Here is a 572-nt window from a genome sequence, read left to right as displayed (position 1 = left end):
GCATGTCATCTACTAACCTCACGCTTGGCGATCAAGTGTACTTCCCCTTCGTCGAGAAGCCCATCGCCTTTGAAGGACGAGAATCCGACAACCCCCTGGCCTTTAAGTTCTACCAGGCTGACCGAACCATTCTCGGTCAGCCCATGAAAGAGCTGTTCCGATTCGCCGTCGCCTACTGGCATACATTCACCGGCACCGGCAGCGACCCCTTCGGACCCGGCGTCAAGCACTTCCCCTGGGATGCCAACCCCGACCCCCTCACCGCGGCCCACCACAAGATGGATGCCGCCTTCGAGTTCATCACCAAGATCGGCATGGACTACTACTGCTTCCACGATGTGGACGTGGCCCCCGAAGGAAACTCGAATGCCGAGTTTGAAGCCAACTTCCGCAAAATTGTCGACTACGCCAAGCAGAAGCAGGCCGCCAGTGGGGTCAAGCTCCTGTGGGGGACGGCTAACCTCTTCTCCCATGAGCGCTACATGAACGGGGCTTCGACCAACCCCGACTTCCAGGTGCTGGCCCACGGGGGCTGGCAGGTCAAGAACGCCATCGATGCCACCATCGAGCTG

At 59.4% G+C, this 572-nt stretch carries 1 protein-coding gene; it reads left to right on the top strand.

What is annotated here, in order from left to right:
• Positions 1-2 precede the first annotated feature (2 nt).
• Positions 3-572, top strand: a 570-nt coding sequence (locus tag ACYVBJ_RS21825) for an apurinic/apyrimidinic endonuclease family protein (protein ID WP_460984421.1), incomplete at its 3' end; no start/stop codon positions are given.

The organism is Spirosoma fluminis (assembly GCF_054778895.1).
Note: the sequence above shows the minus strand (reverse complement) of the source record. Positions and strands in the feature narration are given on the sequence as shown.